General features: G+C 60.8%; 17 protein-coding genes and 1 riboswitch. Of the genes, 7 read left to right on the top strand and 10 right to left on the bottom strand.

The window, feature by feature from the left end:
- Nucleotides 1-55 precede the first annotated feature (55 nt).
- Nucleotides 56-1942 (bottom strand): phosphomethylpyrimidine synthase ThiC, encoded by a 1887-nt coding sequence (gene thiC / locus M5G17_RS10680; RefSeq protein ID WP_273892883.1) that lies wholly within the window; start codon nucleotides 1940-1942, stop codon nucleotides 56-58.
- A 157-nt stretch (nucleotides 1943-2099) separates the two neighbouring features.
- A riboswitch (TPP riboswitch) is annotated at nucleotides 2100-2204 on the bottom strand.
- Nucleotides 2205-2345: 141 nt separating this feature from the next.
- Between thiC and M5G17_RS10675 the strand changes: the two genes are divergently transcribed.
- A complete protein-coding gene (locus tag M5G17_RS10675) occupies nucleotides 2346-3779 on the top strand; it encodes a TolC family outer membrane protein (protein ID WP_273892882.1) in 1434 nt (477 codons plus the stop codon).
- Between the two features lie 73 nt (nucleotides 3780-3852).
- Here M5G17_RS10675 and waaA read toward each other — a convergent pair whose 3' ends face one another.
- The gene (gene waaA, locus M5G17_RS10670; protein WP_273892881.1) at nucleotides 3853-5121 is read right to left on the bottom strand and encodes a lipid IV(A) 3-deoxy-D-manno-octulosonic acid transferase; all 1269 of its coding nucleotides are present in this window, start codon (nucleotides 5119-5121) and stop codon (nucleotides 3853-3855) included.
- 14 nt (nucleotides 5122-5135) lie between these two features.
- Nucleotides 5136-6026: a LysR family transcriptional regulator gene (locus M5G17_RS10665; RefSeq protein WP_273892880.1), complete on the bottom strand. Its 891-nt coding sequence runs from the start codon at nucleotides 6024-6026 to the stop codon at nucleotides 5136-5138.
- A gap of 86 nt (nucleotides 6027-6112) precedes the next feature.
- Here M5G17_RS10665 and M5G17_RS10660 point away from each other — a divergent pair, with 86 nt between their 5' ends.
- From M5G17_RS10660 to M5G17_RS10645, 4 genes are all read left to right on the top strand, one after another.
- A complete protein-coding gene (locus M5G17_RS10660) occupies nucleotides 6113-6445 on the top strand; it encodes a DMT family transporter (RefSeq protein WP_028945643.1) in 333 nt (110 codons plus the stop codon).
- A 68-nt stretch (nucleotides 6446-6513) separates the two neighbouring features.
- A complete protein-coding gene (locus M5G17_RS10655) occupies nucleotides 6514-7689 on the top strand; it encodes an NAD(P)/FAD-dependent oxidoreductase (protein ID WP_273892879.1) in 1176 nt (391 codons plus the stop codon).
- A complete protein-coding gene (locus M5G17_RS10650) occupies nucleotides 7686-8495 on the top strand; it encodes an aldo/keto reductase (RefSeq protein ID WP_273892878.1) in 810 nt (269 codons plus the stop codon). Before M5G17_RS10655 ends, M5G17_RS10650 begins: the two co-directional genes overlap by 4 nt.
- A gap of 47 nt (nucleotides 8496-8542) precedes the next feature.
- Nucleotides 8543-9505 (top strand): metal ABC transporter ATPase, encoded by a 963-nt coding sequence (locus M5G17_RS10645; RefSeq protein ID WP_273892877.1) that lies wholly within the window; start codon nucleotides 8543-8545, stop codon nucleotides 9503-9505.
- 90 nt (nucleotides 9506-9595) lie between these two features.
- Here the strand turns inward: M5G17_RS10645 and hldE are convergent, their stop codons facing one another.
- From hldE to msbA, 4 genes are all read right to left on the bottom strand, one after another.
- The gene (gene hldE / locus M5G17_RS10640; RefSeq protein ID WP_273892876.1) at nucleotides 9596-11017 is read right to left on the bottom strand and encodes a bifunctional D-glycero-beta-D-manno-heptose-7-phosphate kinase/D-glycero-beta-D-manno-heptose 1-phosphate adenylyltransferase HldE; all 1422 of its coding nucleotides are present in this window, start codon (nucleotides 11015-11017) and stop codon (nucleotides 9596-9598) included.
- A gap of 65 nt (nucleotides 11018-11082) precedes the next feature.
- Nucleotides 11083-12483 (bottom strand): PIG-L deacetylase family protein, encoded by a 1401-nt coding sequence (locus tag M5G17_RS10635; protein WP_273892875.1) that lies wholly within the window; start codon nucleotides 12481-12483, stop codon nucleotides 11083-11085.
- Nucleotides 12484-12486: 3 nt separating this feature from the next.
- Nucleotides 12487-13383, bottom strand: coding sequence for a GNAT family N-acetyltransferase (locus M5G17_RS10630; protein ID WP_273892874.1), 897 nt, complete (start codon nucleotides 13381-13383; stop codon nucleotides 12487-12489).
- Nucleotides 13377-15197, bottom strand: coding sequence for a lipid A export permease/ATP-binding protein MsbA (msbA, locus tag M5G17_RS10625; protein WP_273892873.1), 1821 nt, complete (start codon nucleotides 15195-15197; stop codon nucleotides 13377-13379). Before msbA ends, M5G17_RS10630 begins: the two co-directional genes overlap by 7 nt.
- A gap of 125 nt (nucleotides 15198-15322) precedes the next feature.
- On the opposite strand from msbA, the gene M5G17_RS10620 reads away from it, so the two are divergent.
- Nucleotides 15323-15985: a lipopolysaccharide kinase InaA family protein gene (locus M5G17_RS10620; protein WP_273892872.1), complete on the top strand. Its 663-nt coding sequence runs from the start codon at nucleotides 15323-15325 to the stop codon at nucleotides 15983-15985.
- 1 nt (nucleotide 15986) lies between these two features.
- Here M5G17_RS10620 and M5G17_RS10615 read toward each other — a convergent pair whose 3' ends face one another.
- From M5G17_RS10615 to M5G17_RS10605, 3 genes are all read right to left on the bottom strand, one after another.
- Complete coding sequence (locus tag M5G17_RS10615; RefSeq protein WP_273892871.1) at nucleotides 15987-17159, bottom strand: hypothetical protein; 1173 nt, start codon at nucleotides 17157-17159, stop codon at nucleotides 15987-15989.
- A gap of 316 nt (nucleotides 17160-17475) precedes the next feature.
- Nucleotides 17476-18378, bottom strand: coding sequence for a glycosyltransferase family 2 protein (locus M5G17_RS10610; protein ID WP_273892870.1), 903 nt, complete (start codon nucleotides 18376-18378; stop codon nucleotides 17476-17478).
- A complete protein-coding gene (locus M5G17_RS10605; RefSeq protein WP_273892869.1) occupies nucleotides 18365-20119 on the bottom strand; it encodes a carbamoyltransferase family protein in 1755 nt (584 codons plus the stop codon). The genes M5G17_RS10610 and M5G17_RS10605 overlap by 14 nt, the downstream gene beginning before the upstream one ends.
- Nucleotides 20120-20504: 385 nt before the next feature.
- Between M5G17_RS10605 and M5G17_RS10600 the strand changes: the two genes are divergently transcribed.
- Nucleotides 20505-21239 carry a lipid II-degrading bacteriocin gene (locus M5G17_RS10600; protein WP_337993354.1) on the top strand — a complete coding sequence of 245 codons (735 nt, stop codon included), beginning with the start codon at nucleotides 20505-20507 and terminating at the stop codon, nucleotides 21237-21239.
- The last annotated feature ends 336 nt before the right edge of the window (nucleotides 21240-21575 follow it).

The following is a 21575-nucleotide window of genomic DNA, read 5'->3' as shown; positions in this document are numbered from 1 at the left end:
GAGCCGGCCTTGCCGGCGATGCGGTGTGCGCCAGCACACCGCATGAACAGCCCAGTCAGACTTTTCTGTACAACTGGCTGCCTTCCTGGCGGAACCGCTCGGCCTGCTCGCGCATGCCATCCTCGACCGCCACGTCCACCGCTTCGATGCGCTGGTTGGCGGCGTACTCACGAACTTCCTGGGTGATCTTCATCGAGCAGAACTTCGGTCCGCACATGGAGCAGAAGTGCGCGACCTTGGCCGAGTCCTTGGGCAGGGTCTCGTCGTGGAACGCGCGCGCGGTGTCCGGGTCCAGGCCGAGGTTGAACTGGTCTTCCCAGCGGAACTCGAAGCGCGCCTTGGACAGTGCGTTGTCGCGGATCTGCGCGCCGGGGTGCCCTTTGGCCAGGTCCGCGGCATGGGCGGCGATCTTGTAGGTGATGATGCCGGTCTTGACGTCATCCTTGTTCGGCAGGCCCAGGTGCTCCTTGGGCGTGACGTAGCAGAGCATGGCGCAACCGAACCAGCCGATCATCGCCGCGCCAATCCCCGAGGTGATGTGGTCGTAGCCCGGGGCGATGTCGGTAGTCAGCGGGCCAAGGGTGTAGAACGGCGCCTCATCGCAGCACTCGAGCTGCTTGTCCATGTTCTCCTTGATCAGTTGCATCGGCACATGGCCCGGGCCTTCGATCATGCACTGGACATCATGCTTCCAGGCAATCTTGGTCAGCTCGCCCAGGGTTTCCAGCTCACCGAACTGCGCTTCGTCGTTGGCGTCGGCAATCGAACCCGGACGCAGGCCGTCGCCCAGCGAGAAGCTGACGTCGTAGGCCTTCATGATCTGGCAGATTTCGTCGAAGTGGGTGTAGAGGAAGTTCTCCTGGTGATGCGCCAGGCACCACTTGGCCATGATCGACCCCCCGCGGCTGACGATACCGGTGACGCGCTTGGCAGTCAGCGGCACATAGCGCAGCAAGACGCCTGCGTGGATGGTGAAGTAATCCACGCCCTGCTCGGCCTGCTCGATCAAGGTGTCACGGAACAGTTCCCAGGTCAGGTCTTCGGCCACGCCGTTGACCTTTTCCAGGGCCTGGTAGATCGGTACGGTACCGATCGGCACCGGCGAGTTGCGGATGATCCACTCGCGGGTTTCATGAATGTGTTTGCCGGTGGACAGGTCCATCACCGTGTCCGAGCCCCAGCGAATACCCCAGGTCAGCTTGGCCACTTCTTCTTCGATGGACGAGCCCAGGGCGCTGTTGCCGATGTTGCCGTTGATCTTCACCAGGAAGTTGCGGCCGATGATCATCGGCTCCAGCTCCACGTGGTTGATGTTGGCCGGGATGATCGCACGACCGCGGGCAATCTCTTCGCGGACGAACTCGGCGGTGATTTCCTTCGGGATGCTGGCACCGAAGCTGTGCCCGGCGTGTTGCTGGTCAAGCAGTCCAGCGGCGCGGGCTTCTTGCAGCTTCATGTTTTCGCGCAGGGCGACGTATTCCATCTCGGCGGTGATGATGCCCTTGCGCGCATAGTGCATCTGGCTGACGTTGGCACCGTCCTTGGCCCGGCGCGGATTGCGCACATGGGCAAAACGCAGCTTGGTCAGCTCGGCATCGGCCAGGCGCTGCTGGCCGAAGTCCGACGACAGGCCAGCCAGGCGCTCGGTGTCGCCGCGGGCGTCGATCCAGGCCGAGCGTACATCGCCCAAGCCCTTGCGCACGTCGATGATGACGTTGGGGTCGGTATAGGGCCCGGAGGTGTCATAGACCAGCACCGGGGCGTTGGCTTCACCGCCGAAATCGGTCGGGGTGTCGTCAAGGCTGATTTCACGCATGGGCACGCGGATGTCCGGGCGCGAGCCTTCGACATAGATTTTGCGCGAGCGGGTGAACGGCTGTACGGACTGTTGATCGACCTGGGCCGACTCACTCAGATTGGTATATTTTTCTTGTTTACTCATCACAGGCTCTCCAGACGGCTTCCTAGCAGTGGAATGTCGGGGAGAACCTGAAAGGCACGGACGCACCATGGGTGGTGCTGTGCCAAATACGCGGTGATGCCTGCAGCGACGACGGCTGACTCGACATTCCCGGACCTGGCACAAGAGACTCGCCGGGAAAGCGAGAAATCTTGTTCCCTACGCAGGCGCTAACCTGATCAGGTTCAACGGGATCCGGATTATCCGATCTCAGCCTCAACGCAAGGCACCCCGACAAGAACGCGGCCAGTCTAAGCTGGAGTGGCATACAAAGCCAAGCACCTGGACATGGACACGATAAATGGCGCAAATAGTGGATTGTTGCGAAATGCCTGCACAACTACACTCACCAGTTCAGAAATTCTCACCGTTCAAGGATTGCCCTATGCTGCGCAAACTTTCACTGGCTCTTGCCGTGTCTTGTGCTACCAACGGAATGGCCTGGGCAGCGGATGCGCCCTTGTCGGCCAAGACCGACCTGGTCAGTGTCTATCAGGAAGCCGTGAACAATAACGCCGACCTGGCCGCCGCCCGTGCCAACTACGGCGCGCAGAAGGAAGTGGTGCCCCAGGCCCGCGCCGGCCTGCTGCCGAACCTCTCGGCCGGCGCCGAGATGATGAGTAACCGGACCAAGATCGACAGCCCTTCGGCAACCGCCAACCGCAGCGGCAACTCCTGGCAGGCGACCCTGGCGCAGCCGATCTTCCGTGCGGACCGCTGGTTCCAGCTGCAGGCTGCGGAGGCGGTCAATGAACAGGCGGCGCTGGAGCTGTCCGCCACCGAACAGAACCTGATCCTGCAAAGCGCCGAGAACTACTTCGCCGTGCTGCGCGCCCAGGACACCCTGGCCTCGACCAAAGCCGAAGAAGCTGCGTTCAAACGCCAGCTCGACCAGTCCAACGAGCGTTTCGACGTCGGCCTTTCGGACAAGACCGACGTGCTGCAATCCCAGGCCAGCTATGACACCTCCCGAGCCAATCGAATCGTTGCCCAACGTCAGGTCGATGACGCCTTCGAGGCACTGATTACCCTGACCAACCGCGACTACAACTCGGTCCAGGGCATTGTCCACACCCTGCCGGTGCAAGTGCCAGCACCTAACGATGCCAAGGCCTGGGTCGAGACGGCCGGCAAGCAGAACCTCAACCTGCTGGCCACCAACTATGCGGTCAGCGCCGCCGAAGAAACCCTGCGCCAACGCAAGGCCGGCCACGCACCGACAGTGGATGCGGTAGCGCGCTACCAGAAAGGCGACAACGACAGCCTGGGCTTCACCAACCCCAACCTCACCGGGCAGAACTACAGCGGGGATGTCGAGCAGACCAGCATCGGCCTGCAACTGAACATCCCGATATACAGCGGCGGCCTGACCAGTTCGCAAGTGCGCGAGGCCTACCAGCGCCTGAGCCAGAGCGAACAGCAACGCGAAAGCCTGCGCCGCCAGGTGGTGGAAAACACCCGCAACCTGCACCGCGCGGTGAACACCGACGTCGAGCAGGTACAAGCGCGCAAGCAGTCGATCATCTCCAACCAGAGCGCTCTGGAAGCCACCGAAATCGGCTATCAGGTCGGTACCCGCAACATCGTCGATGTGCTCGATGCCCAGCGCCAGCTGTACACCTCGGTGCGCGACTACAACAACACCCGCTACGACTACATCCTCGACAACCTGCGGCTGAAGCAGGCGGCCGGGACCTTGAGCCCACAGGACCTGACGGACTTGAGCCGTTACCTGAAACCAGACTACAACCCTGACAAGGACTTCCTGCCGCCGGACCTGGCTGCAGCGGCCAAGGCCAACTTCGAAGCCCGGCCCTGAAACGCATCGCGGGGCAAGCCTGCTCCCACAGTTGAGGGGTTCTCTGTGGGAGCGGGCTTGCCCCGCGATGACATCAGAGCAATCGCGCCAAGCCCCCGAGCAAACGCTGCAACGCCCCCTGGTTAGCCTTCATCACCGCCAGCCCCGCCGTCCCCATGCGCTGCGCATCACGGGGCAATTCGATCAAGCGTCGCACTTCTGTCGCCAGCCCCTGGCTATCATCGACTTCCAGCAAGGCTCCAGCCTCTCGCAGCATCGCCGCAATCTCCAGGAAGTTGAACAGGTGCGGGCCGCTGAGCACTGGCAACGCCAGCGCCGCCGGCTCAAGCAAGTTGTGCCCGCCATTGGGCACCAGGCTGCCACCGACAAAGGCAATGTCGGCCAAGGCATAGAGAAACAGCAGTTCGCCCATGGTGTCGCCAAGCAGCACCGCGCTGTCAGCATTCACCGGTTCGCCACCGGAACGGCGGACGGTGGAAAACTGCTGGCGACACAACTCGAACACACTGTTGAAGCGCTCCGGGTGTCGCGGCACCAGAATCAGCAGCGCGTCGGCATGATGCTCACGCAACTGCCGGTGGGCGGCGAGGATGACCTCGTCTTCGCCTTCATGGGTACTGGCCGCGATCCAGACCGGCCGTTGGCCTGCCTGCCACTGCTCACGCAGGGCGCGTGCACGGGGCAACAATTGCTCGTCGATACTCAGGTCGAACTTGATTGAACCGGTCACCTGCACGCATTCAGGGCGCGCACCCAGTTGCCGAAAGCGCTGCGCTTCGGTCTCGGTCTGCGCAGCGATCAGGCTCATCTCGGCCAGCATCGGCCGGGTCAACCCGGCAAAGCGCGAATAGCCGCGGGCCGAGCGCTCGGACAACCGCGCATTGGCCAGAGCCACGGGAATGCCGCGCTTGGCGCATTGATGGATGTGATTGGGCCACAGCTCGGTTTCCATGATCACCGCAAGCGTGGGCTGTATATGATCAAGAAAGCGCCCGGCCGCCCAGGGCAAGTCATAGGGTAGGTAGCAGTGCTGGATGCGCGGTTCATTGGCAAACATCGCCCGGACCCGCTCGGAGCCGGTAGGGGTCATGCAGGTGATAGTGATCGGCAGCTGTGGATAAGCTAGCAGCAAGGCACGAATCATCGGCGCGGCGGCAATGCTTTCGCCTACCGACACCGCATGTACCCAGATCCCGCCCCTGGCCATGGCCGGCAGTTTCATGGCGAAACGCTCAGCGATGCGCTGGCCATAGGCCGGCGCCTTGCGCGAACGCAGGAACAGGCGCAGCGCAACCAGCGGCAGGCCCAGGTGAAATAGCAAGGTATAGAGGGTTCTGTTCATGGCGCCGAAGTGTACTAGCCAATTGCACGCAAGTGCACTGCGAAGCGCTCGGCCAACCACTGCGCGGCGGGGCCCAGCGGCTCGTCCCGACGCCACACCAGCTCAACAACCAGCGCTGGCGGCGCCCACTCGCTGGCCAGCTCGACCATTTGCGCCTGGTACGTGGGGTACTGCACCACATGCCGGGGCAGCCAGGCCCAACCCAGGCCACGCATCAGCAGTTCGGCCATGGCGTAGAAGCTGTCGGCGCGCCAGATTTGCGGGCTGATCGGCTCGCCACCGGGGTAGCCGCTTTCCTGTGGGGTGATCAGCAACTGGCGGTGCCGGGCCAGGTCCTGGCGGGTCACTCGCTCCAGTTGGGTCAGGGGATGATCCACGGCACACACCGTGACCATTTCGATCCTCCCCAGCGCCCGGCGCTCCAGCGACACTGGCATATGATCGTGATGAAACAACAGGCCCAGGTCGGCGCGCCGCTCAATCAGCTTGCGCGCCACATCACCCTGGGCGCCACTGGCCATCTGCACTTCGAGCAAGGGGAACTGCCGGGCCAACTCATCGAGGCTGTCGATCACCGGTTGATAGGGCATGGCCTCATCTTGCGCCACGCGCAATTGCGCCTCTTGCCCGCGCATCAAGGCCAGGGCCCGGCCATCCAGGCGCTCGCACTGGCGCAAGAGTTCACGGGCATCTTCGAGCAAGGTCGCACCAGCTTCGGTCAGGCGTGGCTGGCGGCCGCTGCTACGCTCGAACAGCATCACGCCCAGGTCGGTCTCGAGCAGGGCAATGCCATTGCTCACGGCCGATTGCGCCTTGCGCTGTTCACGGGCCACCGCCGAGAACGACCGCAACTCGGCAACCCGCACGAACATGCGCAGTTGCTCCAGATTCCACTGCTCGGCCATCAACCTATCTCCAGAAAAGATAGGTAATGACTTTACCCCATTCAGGCTTGCTCTAAAATGCCCAGCCAGAACAGAGGATCACCGTCATGAATGCCTACACCTACCTGGCTATCGCCATCTGCGCCGAAGTCATCGCCACCGCCTCGATGAAAGCCGTCAAGGGCCTGAGTACGCCCCTGCCGTTGCTGCTGATGGTCTGTGGGTACGCGGTGGCGTTCTGGATGCTGACCCTGGTGGTGCGCAGCATTCCGGTCGGTATCGCCTATGCCATCTGGTCGGGCCTGGGCATTGTCCTGATCAGCATTGCCGCCCTGGTGATTTATGGGCAAAAACTGGACCTACCCGCCATGCTCGGCATGGCCATGATCGTCGGCGGCGTGGTGGTGATCCAGGTCTTCTCGAAAACCGCCGGGCATTGATCAGCAACCGGGTGCAATGTCTCACAGGCTGTATACTGGGCGTCTGTCCACGCTTGTGAGGTTCATGCATGCCAACCGTAATTTCCACCGATGTGCTGATCGTCGGCGCCGGAGTCGCAGGCCTCTGGCTCAATGCCCGCCTGCGCCGGCTCGGCTATTCGACGGTGTTGGTGGAACGCGCCAGCCTCGGTGGCGAGCAAACACTCAAATCCCAGGGAATCATCCATGGCGGCGCCAAGTATGCGCTGCATGGTGCCCTGACCGGTGCGTCGGAAGCGATTGCCGATATGCCCCGGCGCTGGCGCGAGGCCCTGGCCGGCAATGGCGAGCTGGACCTTACCAACGTGCGCCTGCTTTCTGAAGCCCACTACCTGTGGTCCCCAGGCACCCTGGCCGGCAACCTCACCAGCTTTTTCGCCAGCAAAGCGGTGCGTGGCAGGGTCGATCAGGTCAAGGGTGAGCAACTGCCCCCCGCCCTGCAGGACCGCGCCTTCAAGGGCAAGGTCTATCGCCTGGCCGAACTGGTCGTCGACGTGCCAAGCCTGCTGAAAAAACTCGCCGAGCTGGCCGGTGACAGCCTGCTGGCCGCAGAAGCCATCGAACCGCTGAACGAAAATGGCGAGCTGGCTGGATTGCGCGTCGACGGCCGCGAAATCCGTGCCCAACGTGTGGTGCTCAGTGCCGGTGCCGGCAATGCCGCGTTGCTCGAAGCCCTGGGCCTGAGTCAACCAGCCATGCAGCGGCGCCCACTGCACATGGTCCTGGCCAAGGGCGCTAGCCTCAAGCCGCTGTACGCCCACTGCCTGGGCGGCGGACCGAAACCACGCATCACCGTTACCAGCCACCCGGCCGCCGATGGCCAGTGGGTCTGGTACCTGGGCGGCGATCTGGCCGAAGCCGACGGCGTCGCCCGTGAGCCCGAGGCGCAGATCGCTGCCGCGAAAAAAGAAGTCGGCAACCTGCTGCCATGGATCGACCTAAGCCAGGTGCGCTGGGCCACCGTGCGCATCGACCGCGCCGAGCCAGCGCAATCGGGCCTGGTACGCCCAGACAACGCCTTCCTCGCCGAGCAGCAGCGCCTGCTGGTGGGCTGGCCGACCAAACTCGCACTGGCCCCGGACTTCAGCGACCGGGTATTGGCCAGCTTTGAGCGCGATGGCATCAAGCCCGCCGGCCTCGCCGCCCTGCCCGACCTGCCACGCCCGCCCATGGCCCTGCCGGTGTGGGAGCAACTGCTGCCATGAGCGTGCCGAGCCTGCACGACTTGCGTCGCCCCCTCGGCAGCACCGGCCTGATGGTTTCGCCACTGGGCCTGGGCACGGTCAAGCTCGGCCGTGATCAGGGCGTCAAATACCCCAGCGGCTTCACCATTCCCGACGACGGTGAAGCCCGCTTGCTGCTGGCCCAGGCCCGCGAACTGGGCATCAACCTGATCGACACCGCGCCCGCCTATGGCCGCAGCGAAGAACGCCTGGGCCCGCTGTTGCGCGGCCAGCGTGACCAATGGGTGATTGTCAGCAAGGTCGGTGAGGAGTTCGAAGAGGGCCAGTCGCGCTTCGACTTCAGCGCAGCCCATACGCGTTTTTCCATCGAGCGCAGCCTCAAGCGCCTGGAGACCAACTGCATTGACCTGGTACTGGTGCACTCCGACGGCAACGACCTGCACATCCTGGAACAGGAGGAGGTCTACCAGACCCTCGAAGCACTGAAGCTCGAAGGCAAGATCCGCGGCTTCGGGCTATCCGGAAAAACCGCGGCAGGCGGCCTCAAGGCACTCGAGCGCGGCGACTGCGCCATGGTCACCTACAATCTGAACGAGCAGGCCGAACGGCCGGTGATCGATTATGCTGCCGAACACTGCAAGGCAATCCTGGTGAAAAAGGCCCTGGCCAGTGGTCATGTGTGCCTGAGCCCTGGGGTCGACCCGGTACGTGCCAGCTTCGAACTGCTATTCGCCCACCCCGGTGTCAGCAGTGCTATTGTCGGCACCATCAATCCGCTGCACCTGGCCCACAACGTGGCAACCGTTGCCAAGGTGTTGCGCCGCTGAACCCTACGCCGCCGCCGCGGCCGACCCCAACGCAAGAAGGAGCCGACATGCCGCGAACGCTGATCCGCAAGAACCCGAGCAACTTCAAGACCCTGCCCCTGCATGTCGAAGCCAGCCCCGAAGGCCTGGTCTACCAGAGCATCGGCATGCCGCTGAACTTCGCCCAGACCCTGCAACGGCGCAAGCCGATCCAGCTCGACGATAGCCAGCGCTTTGCTGTGGAGCTGGCCAACCTCGGCGTTTCGGTGCGCCTTACCCTGCGCTGGCAGAACCGCGATTACTGGGTCCTGGTGCGCCAGCGCCGTCAGGACCGTGGCGATGTCGTGCTGAAATTGATTTCAGGCTATGTGCCAGCCCAGGAGCTGAACCTGCCGCTGCATACCGCGATCCAGGAGGTGGCTGAAGAATGCCTGCTGGAAACCCCGGAGGGTTGGCTGGGTGGCCGCTTCAATGACACCTGGCTGCCGGCGCCCTACGCCGATGCCCTGCATTACCGCGAGGCCCTGCCCTTCGTGCTGACTCCGCAATCGGGTGCGGCACGCCCGGTGCGCTGCGCCAACCTGCAGTTGCTGGAACGGCCACGGGCTTATGTGCACTTGCCGACCGCTTCGCTGCAACTGATCTACGACCTGTGCCTGCAAGTACCACGAGAGGCGAAGTCACTGAGCCTGTTCCATGTCGACGAACGCCTTGAAGGCGACCAACTGGTTGCCCGCCTCAACCGCAAGCGCCCTGACCTGTACCTGATGCCACTGGAAGATGGCCAGCCCCGAGCCGAACTCTACACCCTGAGCAAGGACCGCCTGGTGGCGGCCAGCACCCGTGGCCTGTTCCTGGCCGAGAGTTTTGCCCGGCAAGAAGGCTGGCTGGTCAGGGATGAGCGGATTCGCTGGAAGGACTGGGTCAGGCAACAGGGCTTGAGCCCGATGAAGCCCGATAGCGGCTTGAAGCGACTGACCGGCAGGGCGCGGGAATTGTTGCAGATGGCTCGCGGGGGGTTACGCAAGTAAGACCAATCGCGGGGCAAGCCCGCTCCCACAGGAATGGATGATCTCTGTGGGAGCGGCGATGCGGCGCCCCGACTTGCCCCGCGATCTCGATCAATTTTTGCGAATTTTCTCGACGATAGCGGTGGTCGAGCTGTTTTCCACCAGCCCCAGCACCTTCACAATGCCGCCGTAAGCTTTGACGATATCGGCGCCAACCACCTGGTCGATGCCATAGTCACCTCCCTTGACCAGCACATCCGGCTTGACCTGGCTCAGCAGGTTTTCCGGTGTGCCCTCCGGGAAGCTGATGACCCAGTCCACCGCACCCAGGCCGGCCAGCACAGCCATGCGCCGGTCAACACTGTTGATTGGCCGGCCCGGGCCTTTCAGGCGGCTGACTGACGCGTCGTCGTTGACTGCAACGATCAGGCGATCGCCTTGGGCACGCGCCTGCTCCAGGTAGGTCACATGCCCGGCATGCAAGATGTCGAAGCAGCCGTTGGTGAAGACAATCCTCTCGTTGTGCGCACGGGCATCATCGATGGCCAGCAGCAACTGGTCGAGGCTCAGCACGCCACGCTCAGAACCCTCTTCGCGCTGGATGGCACGGCGCAGTTCCGGGGCGCTGATAGCGGCGGTACCCAGCTTGCCGACCACGATACCGGCGGCAAGATTTGCCAGGCCTACGGCATGCGGCAGCTCTTCGCCGGCAGCGATGGCAGCGGCCAGGGTCGAGATCACCGTATCACCGGCACCGGTCACGTCGAACACTTCACGAGCACGGGCTGGCAGGTGCAAGGCCGGGTGATCAGGGCGCAGCAGGGTCATGCCGTGTTCGCCACGGGTCACCAGCAAGGCGCCCAGCTCCAGCTCGCTCATCAGTTGGCCGCCCTTGGCCACCAGCTCCGCTTCATCGGCGCAACGACCAACGATGGCTTCGAACTCGCTGAGGTTCGGGGTGATCAGACTGGCCCCGCGGTAAATGGAAAAATCCTTGCCCTTGGGGTCGGCCAGGACCGGAATGCCTTTGGCCCGGGCGGCCTGGATCAGGCTCTGGTGGTTTTTCAGCGCACCCTTGCCATAGTCCGACAACACCAGGACCTTGACGCCGTCGAGCAGCGCGTCGACTTCAGCATTAAGCGACAGCGGATCGGTGGCGAACGGTTCTTCGAAGTCGATCCGCAGCAGTTGCTGGTGCCGGCTCATGACCCGCAGCTTGACGATAGTTGGTTGGTGGGCGATGCGCTGGAAGATCGAGCGCACGCCAGCGGCCTGCAGGCTGTTGGCGAGGCTGTCGGCAGCCTCGTCCTGACCCGTCACTCCGACCAGTGCCGCGGGGGCCCCCAGAGCTGCAATGTTCAAGGCGACGTTGGCCGCACCGCCCGGACGGTCCTCGATCTGTTCGACCTTGACCACCGGTACCGGTGCTTCTGGCGAAATCCGTGAGGTACCGCCATGCCAGTAACGGTCGAGCATGACATCGCCCACCACCAGTACCGGGGCTTGATCGAAACGCGGCATGGACAACTTCATGGGCAACCCATATACAAAATAATTAACAGGGGCAGGATATTAGCACAGGGCTGAATCGCCCGACCTCAATCGCCGATCCGACGTACCCAAAACAACTCGTGACGCCTGACCGCCTTGCGCAAGAACTCATCCTCGCCAGTCGCCGGCCAGCGCCTGCCGGCAAGCAACCGCTGAATCAGGCGGCGAACCCGCCGCTTGAACGCAAGGGGCCCCTGAAGATCATGTTGCATATTCAGGGCCATGGCCTTGTCCAGTTGCGTCGTGGCATCCAGCAAAGGGCTCCACAAGCGATCGGCCGGCAACGCCTCGATGGCGGGCGGCAAAGCGATCCCCATCCCTGCCGGACCCATTGGCCAGCGGTCGTTGTCATGCAGGTGGTTGGCGTACAGCAATGCCGTGGAAGGCTTCCAGCGACTCTGGCTAATTGCTGCGAAAATCGCCTGACTGGTGGCGACATGATCTGCATGAGGGTCCAGCTCCGGATGCGGCGTGACAATCACCTGCGGCTGAAAGTGCTCCAGCAGCGCCACCAGGTCGGCCACCAGGTTGTGCCAGGTCGGTGCGCCATCGCGGTCACCCGGCAGTGGCAGCGGATTGTGCTGGCGAACGCTGCGCGTATCGCTCTCACCCGACTCCCGCGAGCCCCAGGCCTTGCCGGGCTCACTGGCCATGGACGGCAGTTGCAGACAGTAATAGCCCAACTGCACGCAATGGTTGGCCGCAACGCCTCCCCACAAGGGTATCGCCAGGCTGTCCCAGCTACGCAGGCGACCTTTCAACCGGGCTGCCTGGGCAGGCTCGAGCCCCAAGCGCTGGAAGGATTGCGCTTCGATCTCACCCTGGGTCAGCGTCACGATGCTGACCTCGGCGCTGGCGCTGTAGAACCCGAAGGCCGCAAGCTCAGCGTCGTCGGCATGGGGCGCGAGAATCATCGAACGCTGCTGGGTGTAGGACGGGTTGGCCATGACATACAAGGTGCCCGTGGCATCGAGCCGGCAATAACGCCCACGCAGGCTCAACGCCCCGCGCTCCAGTGTTTCGCGCTGACCGGACAGGTTGAGGAAACGCAGGCCGGCAACACCACGCTCGAAGTCCTGACGGTCGTCACCGACTTCGACGTAAGGGTCGAGCCAGCGCCCAAGCCATCGGCACTGAACCCGTACGGCCAGGACCAGGGTTTCGCCTTCGGCCAAGGTAGCGCTCAACTGCACCTTGCCTGCATTCAGCAATACCGACTGCTGCTGAACATCTTCCGGGAACAGATACTGATAGTCGTCACTACCGCGGTAGAACAGGTGATCTGCAAACCAGGCCTCGTGGGCGATCCAGCCCACCAACATGAGAATCGGCACCAGCCACCAGGCCAGTGTCACGCCCAGGCCCACCAACACCACCAGCGCAGCCACCAGCATCAGGCGCTTGTTGCGTCGATGAGCCTTCAACAGCCGTTGTTTACGCGCGCTCATGCTTTAAACCTGATGAACCGGGACCGTGTGGCACCAGCGGTCCTTGTATTCACGGTCGGCGCGGCCAAAGGAGTAGCGCAGCGGCTTGCCAAGCGCCCTGGCATCGTCCCAGGCCTGCTGGGTATTGACGAAGCTGAGTACGCTGCCGGGGCTGAATTCACGACTTTGCGGATCAACACCACCATTGATGTACTCCAACGATATCCATTGCGCAGCCTCCACCCGGTAGAGCACCTGGATGGCCACGGGCACGCCCTCAAGTAGCGCCACAGAGCCCGTCATGAACTCGCGCATCAAGCTGAAGACCTCGACCAACCCCTTCTTGCCCGGCACCTCGAAGCCCCAGCGACGTTCGAACAGCTCGGTATACATGGCCGCCTGCTCAGTTGCCGAGAACGCTTGCATGGGTTGCAGCGTACCACCGGCCTCCTCGAGCAGGCGCAGCTCACGACGCTGGTTGTAGCGAAACTTCTTCGAGTAGTCTTCCGGCACCCTGGCCATGGCCAGGCCTTCGGGCTGTGTCCTGAGGGTGGTGATCGTCCCGGCATTGAGGTCCGAGACATATCGCATGCGCTGGCGCACTGGCACTTGTACGCCGGGCGATACTGGCAGGATGATCTCGGCATTGCCCATGTCCAGCAAGCTGCGCTTGCCTTCGCGCTTGAGTACCTCCTTGGCCAGGGCCACATGCCGGCCCCAGCAAGGCATGGCCGCCACTAACTGGCCATCGACGTGCCAACCCAGGTAACGCACCGGCACCTGAACAAACTCGGACAGCCGCTCCACCACCTGCGGATGGGTCGCGACACTGCCGCCGAACTGCTGCCAGGCTTCGGCATAGCGTTGTTGGTCGATCTCGTTCCAGCCACGTTCACGCCACCAGCGCAGAGCACTCAACATGCGTCGATCGCTTGTGTCGCTTGCAAATCACCACCTTCCTCGAATTCCTTGGCATGCAGACGGGCGTAATGGCTGTTCTGCGCCAGTAACTGCACATGCGTGCCTCGCTCGACGATCCGCCCCTCTTCCATGACCAGAATCAGGTCGGCCTTTTCAATGGTGGTCAGACGGTGGGCGATAACCAGGGTGGTGCGATTCTTGACCACGTGGTCCAGCGCCGCCTGGATATGCCGCTCCGATTCGGTATCAAGTGCCGACGTCGCCTCGTCAAGAATCAGCAGTGGCGCGTCCTTGAGCAGCGCGCGGGCAATCGCCAGGCGCTGGCGCTGGCCACCGGACAACAGCACGCCGTTCTCCCCCACCAGCGTCTGGTAGCCTTGCGGCATCTTGTTGATGAACTCATCGGCATACGCTTCGGAGGCGGCCTGCTTGATCGCCTCGATCGGGGCACCTGCCAGATCACCGTACGCGATGTTGTTGGCCACCGTGTCGTTGAACAAGGTTACCTGCTGGGTCACCAGAGCAATCTGGCGGCGCAGGCTACGCAGGGTGAAAGCCTGGACCTCTTCGCCATCGAGCAGGATCTGCCCCTGCTCATGCTGGTAGAAACGCGGGATCAATCCGGCCAGGGTCGACTTGCCACTGCCGGAACGCCCGACCAGGGCAACCATCTGCCCCGGTTCAACGACGAAGCTGATGTCGTCCAATACCTTTTTCTCGGTACCGGGGTACTGGAAGCTGAGATTGCGCACTTCAAGGCGCCCCTCCAGACGGTCGCGCTCGAGGGTGCCGTTGTCGACTTCCGGGGCTTCATCCAGTTGTTCAAAAATGCTTTCGGCGCCGGCCACGCCGCGCTGAATGGTAGAGCTGACTTCGGAAAGCTGGCGAATCGGCTTGGGCAGCAAACCCGCCATGGTGATGTAGGCAACCAGATCACCGGCCGAGGCCTCTCCACGCAGCAACAGCACCAGGAACATCACCACGGCCATGGCACTGTAGGTCACCAACTGCAGTGTCGGGGTATAGACAGCGCCCGTCTTGGTCATTGACAACTGCTTGTCGGTGTTGCTCTGGCTGGCCTGCTGAAAACGCGACTTCTCGTAGCCTTCACCGCCGAAACTACGGACCACGCGGTAGCCATGGATGGTTTCGGAGGCCACATGGGTGACGTCGCCCATGGACACCTGGATCTTTTTGCTCTGCTTGCGAAACTTGCGGCTGGTGCTGCTGACCATCAAGGCAATGATGGGCAGGATGGCAACCATCACCAGGGTGAGCTTCCAGTTCATCCACAACAAGGTGCAGAACAGGAACACAACGGTCATGCCCTCACGAATCACCACCTTGATCGCATCGGTTGCCGCGCCGGTCACCATGGTGACGTTGAAGGTGATTCGGGAAATCAGGTGGCCAGAGTTGTTTTTGTCAAAATACTGGTTGGGCAGGTCCAGCAGTTTGTTGAACAGGACGACTCGCAGGTCATGGACCAGGCCAAGCGAAACGCGGGCAAGAAAGAAGTTACCCAGAAACGAGCCCACACCTTGCCAGACAGCGATTGCAACAATCAGCAGGGGTACCGCCTGCAGCAGTTGCAACTCGCCCAGGTAAGGATTACCGGGGAACAGGCGGGCCTCCGGATTAGCCAGGCCATCGACGAAATATTTGAGGATGTAGGCCAGCATCGGCTGAGTCGAGGCAAAAATCAGAAAGCCCAGGATGCTCAGCAAGAACAGCCCGATATAGGGCCGCACATAAGCCAGCAGGCGGAAATAGATCGCCAACGTGGACTGGGGGCGTGGTTCAGGACTGCTCATGGGAATCCGCACATAACAATGAGGGGGGAATCATATCACAGCGCCTTTTTTCCCCAATGAAACCAACGGCAGGCGGCCCTGTGGCAAGTCAGTTAAGATAGTCGGCTTCTGAGCGGAGGTTAAGCATGCAAGCAATGGATCACACCACCTACATGTCGTTGCGCGAGGGTGCGCACGTGCTGGAGGCCGACGGCTCCGGCGACAAGGTGCTGCGCTTGCATGACGGGCGGATGCTCAAGCTGTTCCGGCGCAAGCGCCTGCTTAGCTCGGCACTGCTCTATCCCTACGCCCGGCGCTTTGCCAACAACGCCCAGGCGCTGCGACAACTGGGGGTGCCCAGCCCCGAGGTGATTGGTGTGTACCGCATCCCCAGCATCCAGCGTGACGCGGTCTACTACGCACCACTGGCCGGCGAAACCCTGCGCCAGCTCCTGCACAAGCAGGAAGGCGCGCAAACGTTGCGGGCCCAGCTGGGGCATTTCATTGCCCATTTGCATAACCTGGGTATCTATTTCAGGTCGTTGCACCTTGGCAACGTGGTGCTGACGCCAGAGCGCGAGCTGGGCCTGATCGATCTAGCCGACTTGCAACGCCAGAGCCGTCCCCTCAGCGAGCGCCAACGCGTGCGAAATTTTCGCCATGTGTTGCGCTACACCGAAGACCGCCAATGGTTGCTGGGCGATGACAATGGCGCCGCCTTCCTCGAAGGCTACCGCGAGGAACTGGAGCAGGGTCAGGAAAAACCCCGACCCCGCCTACTCAACACATTGCGCCAGTTGCTTGACTGAACTACTTGCCGATCACCAGCACTGTGGCGCCCTTGCGATTGGCAAAACTCGACAGCACCCTTAGATGATGCTTCTCAAGCCAGGCAGCCAGCCACGGCTCATCGGCACGCGCTTCGATGGCAAAGTAACGGTAGGTGCTGACGTGCTCGTCAGACAACGCCTCCTCGCGTGGCAATATCCCGAAATAGCCTCGACCAGCGTAGTAGCTGATACGACCATCTTCGAAGTAAGTAGCCGCCTGTGGGTCGATATTGGCAGCGATCCAGTGCCCGGCGTCAACGTACTGGGTCTTGCGTGCACCTGTGGAAATCACGTTGGCCAACATTACCAGCAGCGCGATCGCCACCAGCACTTTGCCCAGACGCGGGAAGTTCCGGGCGAACTGCATCAGGGCAATGGCCAGCAGCGGTAATACCATCAGATTGAGGAAGCTCAGGTACCTGGAGTTCATGAACTGCAGAACCACGAAGAACACCATCAGGATGATCAGGTACAGACCGGCAACCCAGGCAAACGGCTGATACTCGCGGCCATAGGTGCGCAGCGCCTGCCAACTGCTGCGATGCAGGAACGGCAAGGAAAACGGCCCCATCAAGGTCACGAACTTGATCAGCACGGCGGCCAGCAAGCCGAAAAACACGATCCGGCCAGCTTCATCCTTCGAAAATTTATAGGTCAGGCTGTCGGCAAATTGCTGCGACAGCATGTTGAACGCCCCTACCACACGCTGGGGATTGATCAGACCCAAGTAGGTCTCCAGACGCACTGAGGATACACCACCCTGCACCAGCAACACCGCCAGGGCCAAAACACCGGCCAGCAACGGCAACATCAGGAACTGGGCAAAACTCCGCCAGTTCTGCCGCTCACGCAAGCCAGTCAATTGCCACAGGCCCAGGGCAGGCAGCAACATCAATGCCTCCAGGCGAAACAGCGCGGCAGCACCAATTGCCAGGTGAATGCAAGCGGCCCGCAACCAGCCGCCTCGCGCTTGCCAGTGCATGACCAGCCACAGCGCCAGGACACAGAAGAACCAGAAGCCGAACTCACGAATGATGTCATTGCGAAACTGATTGACCGCTGGCATCGCCAGCACCAACAGGCACGCCCAGCCAGCGGCCTGCGGAACTCGTTGACGTACACAGTCCACCAGCAATGCGCAAGTACCCGCCATGAACAGAGCGCACCAAACATAGGCACTCAACTCCAGTGACAGACCAAAAAGCTTGTGCGTTCCTGCAAGCAGCAGCGGAAACCAGGGCCAGTCAAAAGCACGCCAAGCGACCTTTGGCCCCTGCTCGCTTACCTGCCGTGCGATGTCCAGGTACAACGTCGCGTCGCGCCCCACCGTCACTACGCCCAGCACAGCGATCAAAGAAAGTAACAGACTGCCCGCAAATGCCAGTCGAACCGGGTAGGTGCTGACCATCCTTGATATGTATGAAATTAATCCTGCATCCATCCTGCCAACAACCATACCCATGAAATTTCTACACCATGATCAGACGCGTAGCCTTGCGTAGGTACGTCCAGCGCAAGGCCTGCAACGGACTCAGGCGCAAGGCCCGAGCATAAAAACGCCGTGCGGCAGAGCCGTCTCCCGACAGCAAGGCCGCCCGAAACAGTGAGAGGTAGCGTTGCGCCTTATAGCGAACACTCAGCGACTGGCACTCTTCAGGCAAGCTGGCGAACACCTCGCGAACCATGCCCAATGCGTACTCCTCTTCGTTCTCGCGGTTGTGCCGCAGACTGTCAGCGTGCTTGTAGATACGCGCCAGAGGCTCGTTGGTCACCGCCACCCGGGCATTGACCACCAGATAGGCAAACACCGGAATATCCTCGCCAGTACGCAAGGCTTCCGGATAAGGGCGACGCAACAACAGCTCGCGAGCGAACAAGGTGCAGCAATGCGAGACCGAAATCCGCTTTTGCAACAGGTACTGGCGCGCCAGGTCCCGCGCCGGCGCCTTCGGCACCGGTGTAGGCAGGCGCAGCCGCTCGCTACCGTCTGGATAAACGGAGATTTGCCCGCCCAGGACCATGCCGACGCCAGGATTGGCCTGCAAGGTGGCACGCAGCACGGCAATAGCCTCGGGCATCAGTTCGTCGTCCGCATCCAGCAACAACACATAGCGTCCACGCGCCTGGGCAATACCCTTGTTGCGCGCCACAGCAGCGCCGGCATTGACCTGATCGATGACGCACACCTGTGGATAACGGGCTTGATAGCCCGCTAACACTGAACCGGTATCATCTTTGGATCCATCGTTGACCACGATCAACTCAAGATCGTCTGCCCACTGGTCCAGAACCGAATCCAGCGCCCGTGGCAGTACCCGCGCGTAGTTGTAAGTAGGAACAACTACGCTGATCAGAAACTCATGCGTCAACATATTCCTGTGCACCCTCTTTGATCACCAGAATATCTTCCATGATCAAATACTGCAGGTCCGAGCCGAAGAACATGTTCAACGCATCGGTCGGCGAACAAATCATTGGTTCGCCACGACGGTTGAGCGAGGTATTCAGCGACACGCCATTACCTGTCAGGGTTTCCAGAGCCTTCATCATGTCGTAGTAGCGCGGATTATACTCGCGTTTAAGCACCTGAGCCCGCGAAGTGCCGTCTTCATGGACGACTTCCGGCACACGGGTTTTCCACTCTTCGGCGACTTCGAAAGTGAAGGTCATGAACGGCGCCGGATGATCGATCTTGATCATCTGCGGCGCAACGGTGTCGAGCATCGACGGGCAGAAAGGCCTCCAGCGCTCGCGGAACTTGATCTGGTGGTTGATGCGGTCGGCAACGCCTTCCACACTCGGGCAACCAATGATCGAACGACCGCCGAGGGCACGTGGACCGAACTCCATGCGGCCCTGGAACCAAGCTACCGGGTTGCCATCGACCATGATCTTGGCGATCTGCTCGGGCATGTTCTCCAGCTTGCGCCATTTCGGCTGGCTCGGGTGACGGGCACAGGCGGCAATCACGTCTTCGTTGGTGTACGCAGGGCCAAGGTAGACATGCTCCATCTTCTCGACCGGCACACCACGGGCGTGGGACACATAGGCCGCAGCGCCGACCGCGGTACCGGCGTCGCCGGAAGCCGGCTGGACGAACAGCTCCTTGAGGTCAGGACGGGCAATGATCTTCTGGTTGAGCTTGACGTTCAACGCACAACCGCCGGCGAAGGCCAGCTTGCCGGTTTCCTTGAGGATGTCGCCCAGGTAGTGGTCGATCATCTGCAAGGCAAGCTTCTCGAACAGCGCCTGCATGCTGGCGGCGTAGTGGATGTACGGCTCGTCGGCGATGTCGCCTTCGCGCTTGGGACCCAGCCATTCGATCAGTTTTGGCGAGAAGTAGAAGCCTTTGCCCTTCTCTTTATAACGACGCAGGCCGATGACGTTGGCGTAGTCAGTATTGATGACCAGCTCGCCGTTCTCGAACGAGGCCAGGCGCGAGAAGTCATACTTGCTGGCATCGCCATAAGGCGCCATGCCCATGACCTTGAACTCGCCATCGAGCATTTCGAAACCGAGGAACTCGGTGATCGCGCCATACAGGCCGCCGAGCGAGTCAGGATCGAAGAATTCCTTGATCTTGTGGATCTTGCCGTTTTCACCATAGCCAAAGAAGGTGGTGGCGTATTCGCCTTTGCCGTCGATACCGAGGATCGCGGTCTTCTCCTTGAAGCCGGAGCAATGGTAGGCACTGGAGGCGTGAGCCAGGTGGTGCTCGACCGGCTCGATCTTGACCTTCTTGGGGTCAAAACCCAGTTGTTCCAGGCACCAGACGATCTTGTTGCGGTAGCGCTTGTAGCGACGGTTGCCCATCAGGATCGCGTCGAGGGCGCGGTCCGGGGCGTACCAGTAACGCTTGGCGTAGTGCCAGCGAGCCTCACCGAACAGGCTGATCGGGGCGAACGGGATCGCCACCACGTCAACGTCGGACGGCTTGATACCGGCCTGTTCCAGGCAGAACTTCGCCGATTCGTAGGGCATGCGGTTCTTTGCATGTTTATCGCGCACGAAGCGCTCTTCTTCAGCGGCGGCAATCAGCTTGCCGTCGATGTACAGGGCCGCGGAAGGGTCATGACTAAGGGCGCCGGACAGGCCAAGAATCGTCAATGCCAAGGGTCTAGCCTCTTCAATCTGTATATATGCGCGCAGGCCATTAGGGCGAGCGGCAGCCAAAGGGCGGGATTATAACCCATTCGCCGGGAAGGCGGCAGCAGGCAAGCAAAATAGGCTTACAGAAAAGCCGATTAGCCCACCACTCAAAACTGCGAGACACCATCACCAGTCGATCCCCTCAAAAAGAAGCAACCTACATAGTTGTGGGAGGTTTCTATATATACGCCAATTTACAACAAGGATTAGATTGTCATGCAATTACAGCCATCACCTAAAGGGCTTCGCCATGCAACAAACGCAAGTAATACTACCACCTACAATGATTTATCCAGACAACTACGGGACACCCGCATCAAAGGGAGGATAAGCCACACCGAACAGCCCAATCATCATGGCTAAAGCTTGGGCCCAACGGGATGATGCCTACGTATCTGGGAACTGGTGGGCAATGCTTTGCCTAGACCTTAAGCGAGCACAATACAACAGGCCACCTTTTTCCTTGGGCCTGATGGCCCCAGACTTGCTTTGCTCTCACCATGCCGATCAGCTGATAGCAAACGATCCCAACCTGCCCAACCAAGTCGCATGGCGGCAGGGCCGAATAAAATCCACAAAATACGGTGCTGATAAATCTTCAACACTATCAACGGAAGTAAATTTTTCCGGCGGAATATTCACCCCTCTAAAAGCGCTGGCACATGCAATTTATGGCAATGGCGCCACGACCACGGTCCCACTCGAAAACACTGGAATAGAACCTACTGTCGAAAAAACACCTGAACTGAAACAAGCCATCGACTCAGCAATGCTAGGAAGTAGCAGCATCGACATCAATGTGACCTACTACACAGGACAAGACTCATTTGCAGCGCGCGTGTACCTTGGCGACATCACGCTACGCATCATAGGCACAGTTAACAAGGACGCGAATGGCAAGGTAGAGTTCTCCGGCCACGCCAGGGCTTACAACGATAGGTATGACGGTGACGCAAACATACATAGGCTACCCATTGATGAAGCACTCACCACCGCCCTACGAGCAATCATGAAAAACAGTAACGCGACGAGCTATCAAATAAAAATACCCGGATCACTTCCAATCGTTTACTCAACCAAATAACCTCCTGACAGCATGAAAAAAACACTCTCACTATTACTTCCACCTAGCCTATTTATACTCGCATGGACCGGTCTGGCAATCGAAACGTATGGAACCCCTGACAACCCTAACGACCCACTGGACACCCATGGCGTAGCAACTGTTTATATCTGGATGACAATACTAACTGCGCTGGGATTAGTATCACTGGCATTCGCATTAATCGGAAACATTGCGCTTTGGAAACTTTCCAGACCTAGAAAGCGCATATTTAGATTCTGCATTGGAGCCCTTACCAACTCCCCAAGCATATCTACAGCAGCACTCGGCGCCGCCATAACGCTCTCTTACTGCGGA

It is taken from the genome of Pseudomonas rubra (genome assembly GCF_028656935.1).
Lineage (GTDB): Bacteria > Pseudomonadota > Gammaproteobacteria > Pseudomonadales > Pseudomonadaceae > Aquipseudomonas > Aquipseudomonas rubra.
This window is presented reverse-complemented; position numbering and strand designations above follow the sequence as displayed.